The organism is Rhodococcus sp. NPDC056506 (genome assembly GCF_042794945.1).
Lineage (GTDB): Bacteria > Actinomycetota > Actinomycetes > Mycobacteriales > Mycobacteriaceae > Rhodococcus_F.
In genome coordinates, this window is the sequence record NZ_JBHTSW010000006.1 from 46,465 (window position 1) to 59,619 (window position 13,155).

11 protein-coding genes are annotated in these 13,155 nt (G+C 62.7%); 9 read left to right on the top strand and 2 right to left on the bottom strand.

The window, feature by feature from the left end; translation table 11 throughout:
* Position 1: 1 nt before the first annotated feature.
* From ACFQ6H_RS07940 to holA, 4 genes are all read left to right on the top strand, one after another.
* Positions 2-844, top strand: coding sequence for a DegV family protein (locus tag ACFQ6H_RS07940; RefSeq protein WP_378645201.1), 843 nt, complete (start codon positions 2-4; stop codon positions 842-844).
* Between the two features lie 81 nt (positions 845-925).
* The gene (locus tag ACFQ6H_RS07945) at positions 926-1,834 is read left to right on the top strand and encodes a helix-hairpin-helix domain-containing protein (RefSeq protein ID WP_378645204.1); all 909 of its coding nucleotides are present in this window, start codon (positions 926-928) and stop codon (positions 1,832-1,834) included.
* A complete protein-coding gene (locus ACFQ6H_RS07950) occupies positions 1,831-4,188 on the top strand; it encodes a ComEC/Rec2 family competence protein (protein ID WP_378645207.1) in 2,358 nt (785 codons plus the stop codon). Before ACFQ6H_RS07945 ends, ACFQ6H_RS07950 begins: the two co-directional genes overlap by 4 nt.
* Entirely contained in the window at positions 4,185-5,162 is a 978-nt protein-coding gene (gene holA / locus ACFQ6H_RS07955; RefSeq protein WP_283304155.1) for a DNA polymerase III subunit delta, read from the top strand. Before ACFQ6H_RS07950 ends, holA begins: the two co-directional genes overlap by 4 nt.
* Positions 5,163-5,834: 672 nt before the next feature.
* On the opposite strand, the gene rpsT is transcribed toward holA, so the two are convergent.
* On the bottom strand, positions 5,835-6,095 hold the full coding sequence (gene rpsT / locus ACFQ6H_RS07960; protein ID WP_003944567.1) for a 30S ribosomal protein S20: 261 nt from the start codon (positions 6,093-6,095) through the stop codon (positions 5,835-5,837).
* Between the two features lie 197 nt (positions 6,096-6,292).
* Here rpsT and ACFQ6H_RS07965 point away from each other — a divergent pair, with 197 nt between their 5' ends.
* From ACFQ6H_RS07965 to ACFQ6H_RS07980, 4 genes are read left to right on the top strand one after another with little or no spacing between them, the layout of a single operon-like run.
* A complete protein-coding gene (locus ACFQ6H_RS07965; RefSeq protein ID WP_214881382.1) occupies positions 6,293-7,921 on the top strand; it encodes a circularly permuted type 2 ATP-grasp protein in 1,629 nt (542 codons plus the stop codon).
* 56 nt (positions 7,922-7,977) lie between these two features.
* Positions 7,978-8,949, top strand: coding sequence for an alpha-E domain-containing protein (locus tag ACFQ6H_RS07970; RefSeq protein ID WP_095969748.1), 972 nt, complete (start codon positions 7,978-7,980; stop codon positions 8,947-8,949).
* Positions 8,950-8,957: 8 nt separating this feature from the next.
* On the top strand, positions 8,958-9,788 hold the full coding sequence (locus ACFQ6H_RS07975) for a transglutaminase domain-containing protein (RefSeq protein WP_378538543.1): 831 nt from the start codon (positions 8,958-8,960) through the stop codon (positions 9,786-9,788).
* 59 nt (positions 9,789-9,847) lie between these two features.
* Positions 9,848-10,621, top strand: a complete 774-nt coding sequence (locus ACFQ6H_RS07980) for an aquaporin (RefSeq protein WP_003944482.1) — start codon at positions 9,848-9,850, stop codon at positions 10,619-10,621.
* 31 nt (positions 10,622-10,652) lie between these two features.
* Here ACFQ6H_RS07980 and ACFQ6H_RS07985 read toward each other — a convergent pair whose 3' ends face one another.
* On the bottom strand, positions 10,653-11,186 hold the full coding sequence (locus ACFQ6H_RS07985) for a type II toxin-antitoxin system PemK/MazF family toxin (RefSeq protein ID WP_378546773.1): 534 nt from the start codon (positions 11,184-11,186) through the stop codon (positions 10,653-10,655).
* A 72-nt stretch (positions 11,187-11,258) separates the two neighbouring features.
* Between ACFQ6H_RS07985 and lepA the strand changes: the two genes are divergently transcribed.
* Positions 11,259-13,151, top strand: coding sequence for a translation elongation factor 4 (gene lepA / locus ACFQ6H_RS07990; protein WP_230813932.1), 1,893 nt, complete (start codon positions 11,259-11,261; stop codon positions 13,149-13,151).
* Positions 13,152-13,155: the final 4 nt, after the last annotated feature.

The window sequence follows — 13,155 nt, forward strand, 5'->3', positions numbered from 1 at the left end:
AGTGCCGGTCGTCGTCGTCACGGATTCCTCCGCCTGCATTCCGCAGGAGTCGGCCGACGCATGTGGCATTCAGGTGGTTCCCCTCCATGTGCTCCGCGACGGCTGCGACTTGCGTGAGGGCGTCGACGCAATGCCGAACGATCTGTCGGGAGTGACAACGGCCGGAGCGTCACCCGCCGAGTTGTCCGAAGCGTACGCACGCGCCCTGGAGATGAGCGACGGTGACGGCGTTCTCGCCGTTCATATTTCACGCCAACTGTCGGGAACGTGGGAAGCCGGACGAGTCGCGGCCCAGGAGTTCGGTGGCGCCGTCCGGATCGTCGATTCACAGTCCGCCGGAATGGGTTTGGGATATCCCGCTCTCGAAGCTGCGCGCTTGGCCGAGAAGGGCGCTTCACTGGAAGAGGCATACGGCCGGGCCGTCGACGTTGCAAGCCGTGGGCGCTGCTACATCGTCGTCGACAAACTTGATCAATTGCGCCGGGGCGGACGAATCGGAACCGCAGCCGCGTTGCTGGGTACTGCATTGGCGATGAAGCCGATCCTGCATCTGGTGGACGGCAAGCTGGTGCTCGGCGAGAAAACACGTACCACCACCAAAGCGCTTGCACGCTTGGTGGATTCGGCAGTCGAGCGCGCTGGTCTCGGTCGTGTGGCGATAGCCGTGCATCACATGCGAGCGCGAGAGCGTGCGGACGGGATAGCCGAACAGTTGGCCGAGCGCATCCCCGATGTAGCGGAATCTGTGGTTACCGACTTCAGCGCGGTCATCGGAGCGCACGTCGGTGTCGGCGCGATCGGTGTTGTGGTGTGCCCGCTGCCGGACGTCGACACGAGTGCCTGATCGCTTCTCCACAACCCTCGAGTTCTCCACAGATTGAAATTGTTCGTCGTTGGCGGCGAGGTCTCTCGTTAGCGTCCAGTCATGAGGATCAGCGAGGAGCGCGAGCGGGCGCGTGATCGCCTCGCGGCGATGGACGGCAACTACAGGCGGCGACACGAGGACGTCGACGAATTCGAGGATTCAGCGTCTTTCGAGAGGTCCCCGCAGCCATTCGAGAGATCCCCCGAGTGGCTTCAGGACTTCGACGAGGAAGAGTACGAAGCTCAACCCGACTCGTCACGGTTCGATCGACTGCCCGAGCGTTGGCGCGGAACACGTTGGCGCCCGAGTCGATCGGCGACCTGGGTGTTGGCGATCGTCGCTGCACTGGCCACGGCTGTCGGCTTGTTCACCGTGTGGTGGGATTCTCCGAGTATGCAGGCGGTCCCACCGCTGCCCTCGCCCCAGAATGTCACGGCGCCGACTGTCACTGCCGACGATGGTGAATCACCCAGTCCCGTACCTTCCGGTGTCGTAGAAGAGCAGCGGCCTGAGGCTCTGGTAGTCAGTGTCGTCGGACTCGTGCGCACGCCGGGTCTTGTCAACCTACCTCCGGGCTCGCGCATTGCCGACGCGCTCGCCGCGGCAGGCGGCGCGCTCGACGGCGCCGAGACAGTGGGCCTGAATCTGGCGCAGAAGCTTGCCGACGGTGATCAGATCGTGGTGGGTGCGGCCGATCAGTCCGGCGGTGTATCGCCGAGTTCGAGCACCACCGCGGGAGATACCGGCGCTGCCGCTACAGGTGAAACGGGCGGGGCCGGCACGGTGAACCTCAACACCGCTACCGAGGCCGAATTGGACGAGCTTCCCGGGGTGGGGCCGGTAACGGCTGCGGCGATTGTTTCCTGGCGCACCTCCAACGGAAAGTTCACGGACATCGAGCAATTGGGGGAAGTCGACGGGATCGGCCCCGCGAGATTGGCGAAGCTGCGAGTGCTGGTGTCGGTATGAACGAATCGGAGGTCCGGCCCGTTCTCGACGCTCGACTGCTTCTGTCGGCCGTCGCAGTGTGGGGGAGCAGCGCGGTGGGGATCTTGTACGGTGCGACCACTGCGTGGGTGCTGGCGGTATGCGTGGTTCCAGCGGCAATCCTGACTGTCGTGGTTGCGCGCCGGACATCTGCGGGGTGGGCACGAATCATGTTGGCGGCATTACTGTTCGGTGTCGGGTGCAGTGTCGTCAGCGGATGGCGGGCGTCCGAGGCGGAGAGTCACCCTCTGGCCCGAGCTGCCAGCGAAGGAGCCTGGGTGAGTGTCGAAGTGGAACCTACTGAGGATCCGCACGCGGTCTCCGGAGCGGCGGGTCAAGGTCAGGTCTTCTTCAGGGCAACCGTCAATTCGGTGGTTGCACAGAATCACAGGTACTCCGGAGGTGGCTTGGTCACCATCCGGGCGCCCAGTTCGTCGTGGCTCGAAGTTGTTCCAGGGCAGAGCCTCACGGTTCGCGGCCGGGCGAGTCAGCCCTGGCGTAGCGATTCCACGCTCGCCGTGATCACGTCCGAAGGCCCTCCCGTCGCGGTGGGAGACGTGCCCTGGTACCAGCGATGGGCGAGCGTGGTGCGCACTCGTTTCGCGGCTGCGTGCTCGGCTGCACTCCCGCCCGATCAGGCAGGTCTGCTGCCCGGCCTCGTCGTCGGAGACACATCGGCTCTGTCGCCGGTGGTGAAGGACAACTTCACCGTTGCCGGGCTTTCCCATCTCACCGCGGTGTCCGGCGCCAACATCAGCATTCTGCTCGGGGCCATTCTGCTGTTGGTCAGAGCAGCGGCGCTGAGTCCGCGGGTCGGCGCCGTCTTGGCACTGATGGCCCTCGTCGCTTTTGTTGTCGTCGCGAGGCCGTCGCCGAGTGTTCTACGCGCGTCGGTGATGGGCCTGATCGGCCTGCTCAGTCTGGTCACCGGTCGGCGCAAACAGGCGCTGCCTGCTCTTGCTGCCGCCGTCATCGCTCTGGTTATCGTGATGCCCGAGTTGGCCGTCGACTGGGGATTTGCGCTGTCGACCACGGCCACCGGTGCACTGGTGATCATTGCCCCCGTGTGGGTGGATGTGCTTCGCCGACGAGGATGGCCCCGTTGGCTCGCGGAGATGACAGCCGTCTCCAGTGCGGCGTTTGTCGTCACTGCACCGTTGGTGGGCGCCATGGCGGGAACATTCAGTGTCGTCACGATTGCCGCGAACATGGCGGTGACTCCCGTGATCGGAATTGTCACGGTGTTCGGTGCGGTAATTGCCTTGTGCGCGCAGATCAGTCCGTCGATTGCCGTGTTCATTGCTCCGCTCGTCCGGCCTCCGATGGGGTGGCTGCTATACGTGTCCGAGCGGGCGGCGGCGCTTCCCGGAGCGTCGGTGGTGGTGCCGTCAGGACTCATCGGCGCTCTCGTCGTCGTGGGCGTCTTACTGGTCGTAGCGCTGACGCTGTGGAATCGGATCTCGAGATGGGTGGTCGGCGTCCTCGTTCTGGGAGTTGTTCTAGCGCTCATCTTTCAACATGTGTTCGGGGGTGGCCGTATTGTTCCGGGGTGGGTACTGGTGATGTGCGACGTCGGTCAGGGGGACGGTCTGGTGCTCTCGACCGGCGACGGCAGGGTGATCGTCGTCGATGTCGGTCCTGATCCCACGTCGATGGATCGTTGCCTGAACATGTTGGACGTCAACGACATCGCGTTGCTGATGATCAGTCATTTTCATGCCGATCACATCGGTGGATTGGAAGCAGTTCTGGGTGGGCGTTCGGTCGCTGCGATAGGGGTGGGTTCGATGTTGTTGCCGGAGTCAGGTTTTCGGGCAGTGAAGGAAGCCGCCGACTCGCAGGCCGTTCCGGTTGTCTCGTTGCGCGCAGGTATGGAGTTGACGTTGGGATCGGTGAACGTGGAGGTTCTCGGTCCGTTGCTTCCGGCTCCCCGTGATGCGGGGGACGGCGCGGACGCCGCCAACGATCAGTCGCTGGTGGTGATGGCGCACACGGGCGCGGGTCGAATTCTGTTGACGGGCGACGCCGAAGTTGCGGGGGAGGAGGCTATCCTCCGATCGGGAGCGGACGTGAAGGCCGATGTGTTGAAGCTGCCCCATCACGGTTCTCGGACCACGTCGTCGGCATTTCTGGAAGCGGTGCGTCCGAGGTTGACGATGATCAGCGTCGGCGTCGGCAACAGTTTCGGGCACCCGAATGCGGAGGTTCTCGATGAACTGGATTCATTGGGCGGGGCGGTGGTTCGGACCGACGTCGACGGCACCGTCGCTGTGTACGGCGGGGGCGGCGGGTCTGTGTCGATCGTGTCGGTTCCTCGTGGGACCATCTTCGGGTGAGTAATCCGTCTGGAGTCGATCCGCTGCATCTTGTTCTCGGGGACGACGAGTTCCTGATCGACCGCACGGTATCGCAGCTCATCAGAGCCGTCCGCGGTGACCGCGGCCAGGGTATTTCGGATCTCCCGGTAACCAAGATGCGTGCGGGCGACACCAATGCTCCCGAGTTGGCCGAGTTGCTCAGCCCTTCTCTTTTTGCCGAAGACCGTGTGATCGTCTTGGAATCGGCGGCAGAAGCAGGCAAAGATGCCGTAGCTCTTGTACTCGAGGCGGCGCGTGAGCCGGCAGAAGGCGTCGTTCTGATCGTCGTACACTCGGGCGGCGGTCGCGCGAAAGCGTTGGCACCGGCCCTCGAGAAGCTCGGTGCCACGGTGCACAGCTGCGGAAAACTGAACAAGAGTCAGCTGGTCGACTTCGTCCGCGGTGAGTTCCGGACCGCCGACGTCAGGGTTGCGCCCGACGCGATCGCAGCGATGATCGAAAGTGTCGGCTCCAACCTCCGCGAACTGGCATCGGCCTGCTCACAATTGGCGGCAGATACCGGCGGCAAGATCGACGTCGATGCGGTCCACAAGTATTACTCGGGCAAGGCCGAGGTTTCCGGATTCGACGTGGCCGACAAAGTCATCGTCGGCGATACCCGGGGTGCGCTCGAGGCGCTCCGATGGGCAGATCAGATCGGAACTGCCCATGTCCTGCTCGCTGATGCCCTCGCCGACGCAGTCCACACCATCGCGAAGGTCGGCCCGTTTGCCCGGGGCGGTGACCCGTTCCGGTTGGCGTCGGATCTCGGGATGCCGCCGTGGAAGGTCAAGAAGGCGATCAAGGAAGTCGGCGGCTGGGATCCCACGTCGATCGGCGCTGCAATGCAGATCGTCGCCGCCCTCAATGCCGACGTGAAGGGCGCCGCAGTCGACTCGTCCTTCGCCCTGGAGATGGCAGTGCGGAAAGTGTGTGCGTTGCGGAAGAACTGAGAACAACGTGGCCGACGGCGCGACCGGCCAGAAGTAGTCCGACGACAGTGGCGGCCGTGGCCTCACCCGCCCGGTAGTCGAGGCGTTTCACGCAGGCTTGCTCCAACTGAGTATGCGGAATGGCCTGAGGCCGTGTCGTTGGTTCACCTGTTCTGACGTCGATCACTCGTAGTGAGTCGTGGGGCACCGGATTCACAACACTGCCGCAGACAATTCTTTCTTGGCCGATGCTGTCCACCGGCACCTTCACGGTGGTGAGTAGCGCTCGTCCAACAGCGAGAAACGCCAGAATCGCAACGAGTGAACACATCACGCCGAAGAAGATCCGGAATTCGCTACGTTGCCTGCGCCTCCACCATCCGTAGCTTGCGGCACCTCCAACGACGGCAACCGTCAATGATTCCCACCAACGAGGGATTCCCAGGGCGGCCAATACGCCGAAAGCGACGACCGCCCAGAAGGCAGTCGTGAACAACCAGTTGCGAGGGCGTTTCCCGTACCTGTTGACCGCCATCATCAGATGGTTGCAGCCCGGTCCACATATTCGCTGCAAGACATGGATGGCGGGTCTTCGCACTGATCCGATTGAAGACGCAAAATAGCCGCCTGGTCTTTCGACCTGGCGGCTATCGAGACGAACCAGTATGACGGCGAACCGTCACAGTGGAAACGTCAGAGCTTGTTGGCGGCCTGCGAGAGTGCAGACTTCTTGTTGGCAGCCTGGTTGGCGTGAATAACGCCCTTGCTGGCTGCCTTGTCGAGCTTGCGGCTGGTGGAGACGAGGAGCTCGTTGGCCTTGTCCTTGTCACCGGCTGCCGCAGCCTCGCGGAATGAACGGATCGCGGTACGCAGCGAGGACTTCACCGACTGGTTACGGAGTCGGGCCGCCTCGTTGGTACGGATTCGCTTCACCTGGGACTTGATGTTGGCCACGCGTAAAATCCTTGTCGTCTTTAGCTGGTTACGGTCGAGAAAGCTGTGGGCGCAGTGATGCACCGACTGGCAAGATTACCAGCCGAGGGCCCAAGAACCCAAACCGTCGCACGTTGCGTCTGTCGAGAAGAGTACACCGAGCGCTCGAACTCTCGCCGCGCTGCCGAATAGCCGCACTTGTAGCAGCATGTTGCCCTATGACGCCGCCGCCTTCGAAAAGTTCGAGTAAAACAGGTTCGACCACCACCCGAGCGCGTCCCGCTGCAGTGTTCGACGGATATTCAGACATCGGTCGCTACGAGTTGGCTTTCGACGAGATGTTCGAGCCCGACGGATCGGTACGTGCTCCGTACAAGGGCGTGTTCAAAGCCCTAGCGCCCACGAGCAGTGCCGACCTCGCTGCGCGCGCCGACGCGCTCGGACGTGCATTCATCGACCAGGGAGTGACATTCTCGCTGTCCGGGCAGGAACGACCGTTTCCATTGGACCTGGTGCCGCGGGTCATTGCCGCGCAGGAGTGGTCGCGGCTGGAAAAGGGCATCAAGCAGCGTGTGAAGGCGCTCGAACTGTTCCTCGCGGACATTTACGGCGAGCAGCGAATCCTGCGCGATCACGTGTTGCCGCGCCGTCTGGTCACCTCGTGTGAGCACTTCCACCGTGAAGCGGCCGGCATCGTGCCGCCCAATGGTGTGCGAATCCACGTCGCCGGTATCGACTTGGTCCGTGACGAGGCCGGGGAGTTCCGAGTTCTCGAGGACAACCTGCGATCTCCGTCCGGCGTCTCCTATGTGATGGAAAACCGTCGCACGATGACTCGGGTGTTCCCCGACCTGTTCATGTCCCACAAGGTGCGGGCCGTCGGGGATTACGCAACACACTTGCTGAGGGCGCTGCGCGCGGGTGCTGCACTCAACGAAGCGGACCCCACAGTGGTTGTTCTCACACCAGGTATTGCCAACTCGGCCTATTTCGAGCATTCGTTGCTCGCTCGTCAGATGGGCGTGGAACTCGTCGAAGGTCGCGACCTGTTCTGCCGCGACAACATGGTCTACATGCGTACGACGGAAGGTGAGCGCCAGGTCGACGTCATCTATCGCCGCATCGACGACGAGTACCTCGACCCGATGCACTTCCGCCCGGATTCGATTCTCGGCGTCGCAGGTCTATTGAATGCGGCGCGGGCGGGCAACGTGGTGATCTCGAGTGCCGTCGGCAACGGAGTCGGTGACGACAAGCTGGTCTACACCTACGTTCCGCAGATCATCGACTACTACCTCGGTGAGAAGCCGCTCTTGCAGAACGTCGACACGTTCCGCTGTTGGTTGGACGAGGAGTGCGAGCAAGTCCTCGACCGGGTCGCGGAACTCGTCATCAAGCCTGTGGAAGGGTCCGGCGGCTACGGAATCGTCTTCGGGCCCGACGCGAGCCCCAAGGAGCTGGCCGCGATCACCCGCAAGATCAAGGCGGACCCGCGCGGGTGGATCGCGCAGCCTCTCGTGCAGTTGTCCACGGTGCCGACCAAGATCGACGACGTTCTCTCGCCGCGTCATGTGGACTTGCGGCCCTTTGCCGTCAACGACGGTGAAGACGTGTGGGTGTTGCCCGGCGGCCTGACCCGGGTGGCGCTTCCGGAAGGTTCGCTGGTGGTCAACTCCAGCCAGGGCGGCGGAAGCAAGGACACGTGGGTGCTTGCGAGCCGCACCTCTCACGAGGACCCGGAGCTGTCCGGCGAGGAGTTGGTGTCCGAGCCCCCGGAATCCGCGGAACCGGTGCAGGGACCGGAGCTGAGCACCTCACAACAACAACAACAGCAGCAGCAACAGTGAACTCCACTGAACTGCCCAGCTACCAAGAACTATCAGCGAACGGAGCGTGGTGACTGATGCTTGCTCGCAACGCAGAGTCTCTCTACTGGATCGGCCGCTACGTCGAGCGGGCGGACGACACCGCTCGGATCCTCGATGTCGCCGTCCACCAACTTCTCGACGACGCCACCGTCGATCCTGACCGCACGTCGCGCTTGCTCTTGCGTGTTCTCGGCATCGAGGCGCCGGAGGAGAAGCTCGACGTGCGTTCCCTCACCGATCTGGTTGCGTTCAGTCGCAATCAGGTTGGTTCGATCGTGGACTCGCTGGCGAGTGCCCGAGAGAATGCTCGCGGAGCACGTGAGGTCACGTCGAGTGAGATGTGGGAGTGCCTGAACACCACGTACAACGGATTGGCCGAGCGTGAGCGTGCATCACGCCGGCTGGGCCCGCACGAGTTCTTCCGCTACGTGGAGGAACGCGCAGCGATGTTCGCGGGCCTGGCGGATTCCACGCTCAGTCGCGACGACGGCTACCGGTTCCTTCTGCTGGGGCGCTCGATCGAACGTGTCGACATGATCGTGCGAATGCTGCTGGCGCGCGCCGGTGACCGACCGTCTTCGCCGGCGTGGGTCAGTGTTCTTCGCTCGGCGGGTGCGCATGACACGTATCTGCGTACGTATCGCGGAGCACTCGACGCCAATCGCGTCGTCGAGTTCATCTTGTTGGACAGGCTCTTTCCGCGCTCGGTGTTCCACTCGATCAGGCAGGCCGAGAAGTGCCTGCAGGAACTCGACCCGCAGCCGGGCAGTCGCGTCGGAATCCGGGCGGAGGCGCCGCGGCTTCTGGGCCGCGCACGCAGTGAGCTCGAGTTTTTGCCACAGGGCGTGTTGCTCGAGGATCTGCAGGGACGGTTGCTCGGTTGGCAGGAGACGTGCCGCGAACTGGGTGAGGCAATTGCATTGCAGTACTTCCACGCCGCGCCGTGGGTCGCATGGACGGATGCCGGGGCCGCGTACGCGGATTCGACGGTGGAGGGAGAGCTGTGAGCTGGCGAATGAGGGTCGTGCACACCACGGGATATGCGTATGACGCCCCGGTGACGTCGTCGTACAACGAGGCGCGATTGACACCCCGCGGCGACACCAGGCAGACGGTGATCCTCACGCGCGTCGAAACCCAGCCGGCAACGCGTTCCTACCGGTACACCGATTACTGGGGCACCGCGGTGACTGCGTTCGACTTGCACGCGCCGCACACCGAACTCGAAGTGACCGGACTGTCGGTGGTGGAGACGGAACCGTTCGTTCAGCCCGAGGAAACCGTCGACTGGGATGAATTATCGGGTGACGCGATTAAAGATCGATTCAACGAGCAACTGAGTTTCACGAGATATGTTCCGCGTGATCGTAAGCTGGCGACAATTGCCAAGGAATTGCGCAAAGATAAATCACCTGAAGATGCAGTAGTGGCTGCGTCGCAATGGGTTTACGGTGAAATGTCTTATGTTCCGGGTACGACCGGAGTGCATACGTCGGCGGTCGAGGCCTGGTCGGCCAGGAAAGGTGTCTGCCAGGATTATGCGCATCTGACCTTGGTATTGCTACGAACGATGGGCATTCCGTGTCGATACGTTTCCGGCTATCTCCACCCCAAACGTGATGCGGCAGTCGGGGACACGGTGGTCGGGGAATCGCACGCGTGGATCGAAGCGTGGACCGGCGCGTGGTGGGGATATGACCCGACCAATGCGATAGCTGTGAATGAACAGCATGTCTCCGTCGGAATAGGAAGGGACTATTCGGATGTGCCGCCTTTGAAGGGAATATTTTCCGGTGGACGCTCCACAGATCTTGAAGTTGTTGTGGAGATCACCAGGCTTGCGTAAAGTCCGGCAAATCTAGGCGCGTGAGCATTACTACCGTTCGATGAGAAGAAGGTGGGAATATGTCTCCAACTGCACAGGAATTGACTGAGATCGAACCGATCTCGGATGTGAAGAAGTATGCGGCCGAAGCGGTGGGGACTTTTGTGCTCGTGTTCTCCGCGGTCGGAACTGCCGTCTTCGCAGGTGCGAAAGTCGGCAATCTCGGAGTTGCCTTCGCATTCGGCTTGACCCTGCTGTTCCTCGTCTATGCGATCGGGCCGATTTCCGGTTGCCACGTCAACCCGGCGGTGACCCTCGGCCAATTCGTGATCGGGCGAATCTCAGCCGTCAATGCGGCGATTTACGTTGTCGCGCAAGTGATCGGCGGGTTGGTCGCCGGCGTCGTGATCTACACGGTGGCCAACAGTCTCCCGGCGTACAACCGTGCTGCTGACGGACTGGGCGCAAACGGTTGGGGTGCACACAGTCCGTCGGCCGAGAAGAATCTTCTCGGCAACGTGGTCTCGGACGGTTACGGCATCGGTGCCGCCATGATCATCGAGATCCTGCTGACAGCGCTGCTGGTGTTCGTCGTTCTCGCGTCGACCGATCAGATCTCGGACGTACCGCTTGCCGGAGTGTCCATCGGCTTCACCCTGGCCGTCATTCACCTGATCTCGATCCCGATCGACAACACCTCCGTCAACCCCGCTCGAAGCCTCGCAGTCGCGCCCTTCCAGGACGGCGCACTAGGTCAAGTGTGGTTGTTCATCGTGTTCCCGCTGATCGGCGGTGCACTCGGTGCACTCATCTATCGAGCACTCTTCGGACGGTTCAACCGTATGGACAGCTGATCGATACTGCTTCTATCCCTTCGGGTCGGCTTCAGCTCCAGCTGAAGTCGGCCCGAAGTTTTGCCGCGACCGCGTCGAACTTCTTGTGATCCATGACAGCGCCCTCGCGCCGGATCCCGCTCTCGGGAACGTCGAGCACCCGGTCGAGCCGGACCCAGCTGGGCCTTCCCTCGCCGTCCCACGGGCCCGAACCGATTGCGAGCCAATCGCGCTCACCTTCGCGCTTGCTCTGCGAAGACAACATCAGGCCGAGCAGCGTGTCGCCGTCGCGGCCGACCACCAGCACCGGACGGTCTTTGCCCTGGGTCGGATCTTCCTCGTAGGCAACCCAGGTCCAGACGATCTCGCCTGGATCGGCTTTGCCGTCGAGGTCGGGGGAGTACTCCACCCTCCTGGCGCGATGTGCGGTCGGAGATGTCCGAGCGGCGATCGGTCGGCCGGACGGACCAGGCTTCGAGGTAGACGACTGAGACGTTGACGACTGCAACTGGCGCAGCAACGCAGGGCCCTTCTCCACCGCGAGGGCTCCGAGGGTTCTGCCGATCTGCTTCCACATGCTTGCCATAGCGTTCGAGCATAATCACCCGCCCGCGGGAACCCCTGGTACGGCGGCGCCGAGACTTGGATATCCTGAGGGTTGACAGTGGCCCGGATCCGGGCCGGTGCCGGTCCGACTAAGGGGTCTCCCATCAGCAGCTTCGCCGACAAGACGTTCACGGATCCTGCGCAGATCCGGAACTTCTGCATCATCGCGCACATCGATCACGGTAAGTCGACGCTGGCAGATCGCATGCTGCAGCTCACCGGTGTGGTCGAAGAGCGGGCGATGCGTGCGCAGTACCTGGACCGTATGGACATCGAGCGTGAACGCGGCATCACCATCAAGGCCCAGAACGTTCGTCTGCCCTGGACCGTCGACGGCGAAGAGTTTGTTCTCCACCTCATCGACACTCCCGGTCACGTCGACTTCACATATGAGGTCTCCCGTGCGCTCGAAGCGTGTGAGGGCGCAATTCTGCTGGTCGACGCAGCTCAGGGCATCGAAGCTCAGACGCTGGCCAACCTCTACCTGGCGATGGAGAAGGATCTCAAGATCATTCCCGTCCTCAACAAGATCGACCTCCCGGCCGCGGACCCCGACCGCTATGCGGAAGAGATCGCGCACATCACCGGCTGCGAGCCCGGCGATGTCCTGCGCGTGTCGGGCAAGACCGGCGTAGGCGTCAAGGAACTGCTCGACGAAGTAATCGTGCAGATCCCCGCACCCGTGGGTGATGCTGACGGTCCGGCTCGCGCCATGATCTTCGACTCGGTTTACGACGCATACCGCGGCGTGGTCACCTACGTGCGTGTGGTCGACGGTCGGATCCGTCCCCGCGAGAAGATCACGATGATGTCGACGGGCACCACACACGAACTGCTCGAGGTCGGCATCATTTCTCCCGAGCCGAAGGCCAGTATCGGTCTGGGCGTCGGCGAGGTGGGCTACCTCATCACCGGTGTGAAGGACGTCCGCCAGTCGCGCGTCGGTGACACCGTCACCACAACCCGCAACGGCGCGACCGAACCGCTGGTCGGCTACCGCGATCCCAAGCCGATGGTCTATTCAGGTCTCTACCCGATGGACGGCTCGGACTACCCGGTGCTGCGCGACGCTCTCGACAAGCTCCGCCTCAACGACGCGGCTTTGGCCTACGAGCCGGAGACGTCGGTTGCCCTCGGATTCGGCTTCCGCTGCGGCTTTCTCGGCTTGCTGCACATGGAGATCACCCGCGACCGCCTCGAGCGTGAGTTCGGCCTGGAACTGATCTCCACCGCGCCCAACGTCGTCTACCGCGTCGTGATGGAGGATGGGGCCGAGGTCATCGTCACCAACCCGTCGTACTGGCCGGAAGGCAAGGTTCGCGAGGTCTACGAGCCGGTCGCCAAGTGCACCGTCATCGCCCCGAGCGAGTACGTCGGCGCCATCATGGAGCTGTGCCAGTCCCGTCGCGGTGAACTCGGCGGCATGGACTACCTCTCCGAGACTCGCGTCGAATTGCGTTACGAACTGCCCATGGGCGAGATCATGTTCGACTTCTTCGACGCCCTCAAGTCCCGCACCAAGGGTTATGCCAGCCTCGATTACGAGGAGGCCGGTGAGCAGCAGGCCGACCTGGTGAAGGTCGACATCCTTCTGCAGGGCGAGGCCGTCGACGCGTTCTCCTCGATCGTGCACCGTTCCAACGCCGGCGCTTACGGCGGACGCATGACGTCGAAGCTTCGTGAGCTGATCCCGCGCCAGCAGTTCGAGGTTCCGATCCAGGCTGCGATCGGCGCCAAGATCATCTCGCGCGAGAACATTCGTGCAATCCGCAAGGACGTCCTTGCCAAGTGCTACGGCGGCGACATCAGCCGTAAGCGCAAGCTGCTCGAGAAGCAGAAGGAAGGCAAGAAGCGCATGAAGACCATCGGTCGCGTCGAGGTGCCTCAGGAAGCATTCGTCGCGGCTCTGACGTCGGAATCGGTTGGCGAGAAGCCCAAGAAGTAGGAGC

Bases quoted from the DNA above. Each gene is read 5' to 3' on its own strand.
- ACFQ6H_RS07945 (WP_378645204.1), top strand. From the start codon at position 926: ATGAGGATCAGCGAGGAGCGCGAGCGGGCGCGTGATCGCCTCGCGGCG.
- ACFQ6H_RS07950 (WP_378645207.1), top strand. From the start codon at position 1,831: ATGAACGAATCGGAGGTCCGGCCCGTTCTCGACGCTCGACTGCTTCTG.
- ACFQ6H_RS07965 (WP_214881382.1), top strand. From the start codon at position 6,293: ATGACGCCGCCGCCTTCGAAAAGTTCGAGTAAAACAGGTTCGACCACC.
- ACFQ6H_RS07970 (WP_095969748.1), top strand. From the start codon at position 7,978: ATGCTTGCTCGCAACGCAGAGTCTCTCTACTGGATCGGCCGCTACGTC.
- ACFQ6H_RS07975 (WP_378538543.1), top strand. From the start codon at position 8,958: ATGAGGGTCGTGCACACCACGGGATATGCGTATGACGCCCCGGTGACG.
- ACFQ6H_RS07980 (WP_003944482.1), top strand. From the start codon at position 9,848: ATGTCTCCAACTGCACAGGAATTGACTGAGATCGAACCGATCTCGGAT.
- ACFQ6H_RS07985 (WP_378546773.1), bottom strand. From the start codon at position 11,186: ATGGCAAGCATGTGGAAGCAGATCGGCAGAACCCTCGGAGCCCTCGCG.